The 1,203-nt window shown below is 25.4% G+C and carries 2 protein-coding genes; both read left to right on the top strand.

Annotated elements, in window-relative coordinates:
- On the top strand, positions 1–347 hold a 347-nt coding region (locus AVBRAN12647_RS09570; protein ID WP_336615113.1), incomplete at its 5' end, for a hypothetical protein.
- A 161-nt stretch (positions 348–508) separates the two neighbouring features.
- Positions 509–1,114: a hypothetical protein gene (locus tag AVBRAN12647_RS09565; RefSeq protein ID WP_336615112.1), complete on the top strand. Its 606-nt coding sequence runs from the start codon at positions 509–511 to the stop codon at positions 1,112–1,114.
- The last annotated feature ends 89 nt before the right edge of the window (positions 1,115–1,203 follow it).

The following is a 1,203-nucleotide window of genomic DNA, read 5'->3' as shown; positions in this document are numbered from 1 at the left end:
ATAGATTTGTAGATTATAAAGAATTCGCACAAAATGTCGCAAAACCACTTAATTCTATGGTAGCAAAAGGTTTAATAACTCAAAGCGATATTTCAAAAATGCCAAAATACTTAGCTGATGAAGCAAATAGATTATCACAAGATTTTAAAAGAGCAAGAAGTGAAGAATTAGCAAAAGAATATAAAAAAATACTAAATTGGTATGAAAAACTAGCTTATGAAATGCTAAGTGGTAAAAATCTAAAAGCTCCTAAAGATATAGATAGTTATGAAACATTTGAAGAGTTTTTGCAAGTGGCTTTACAATACAGCCAAAAAAATATAAGTTTATTTGATATGAAAGTTTAAATTCCTATTTCAAATTCCATTAATTTTAAAGGAATTTAAAATTATGAATTATTTAAAAATATTACGAAAAGTAACAAATATTAATAATATTTTTAATATTAAGTTTTATTTAAAATTTCTTAAGATATTATGAGATGTCATTTCAAAATAAAGGAGAGATAATGTTTAAAAAAACATTAAAAGTTTTATCTTTAGTTGCCGTTTTAGGCTTAAGTGCTAATGCTAATGATTTATTAGCAGATATTAGCAAAGGTGCTATAAGTGATAGTTCATTAGGTGTGAAAGTTTTAAATACTGAAGAGATGAATAAGGTTCGTGGCGGGTATATACCTGTAGAGTTATGGATAGATTCAAATACTTATGGTGTTTTTGCTATTACAGATTTACAAGGAGAGTTGGGTGCTAGATTTAATAGTGATGGTTTATTGATAAGAAATAGTATAGGGCTTTGTCCTATGGGTCAGTCTCAATGCTATTTGAATCCTGAAACTAAAATGCACAATGAATTAAATACTCAAAGATTATTTGAATATTGGGCTGCATTAGGTAATTATTTTAAAGTTACACAATATTGGGTAGGATTTGCAGTACATAAAGATCAAAATGGAATCTTTGAATATAGAGTATATGCTTTAAATATTAAAGATGTAATGCAGCATAAAACCTTAACTTTACATAATATTTCAAATTCTTATAATCGAAATAATAATTTAATTATCAATGAATTAAAAAGAGAATTTAAACGAAGCTTAGAGTTATCTTTATAAAGGAACTACAATGCAAATTAATTTAAGTTTTAATACTGGTTTTGTACACAATATAAAAGTAAATAATGAAGTTATAAAAGAAATAAAAC

The organism is Campylobacter sp. RM12647 (genome assembly GCF_020138135.1).
GTDB lineage: Bacteria > Campylobacterota > Campylobacteria > Campylobacterales > Campylobacteraceae > Campylobacter_E.
Note: the sequence above shows the minus strand (reverse complement) of the source record. Positions and strands in the feature narration are given on the sequence as shown.

Excerpts from the sequence above, each read along its gene's own strand:
- AVBRAN12647_RS09565 (WP_336615112.1), top strand. The coding sequence starts at position 509 with ATGTTTAAAAAAACATTAAAAGTTTTATCTTTAGTTGCCGTTTTAGGC.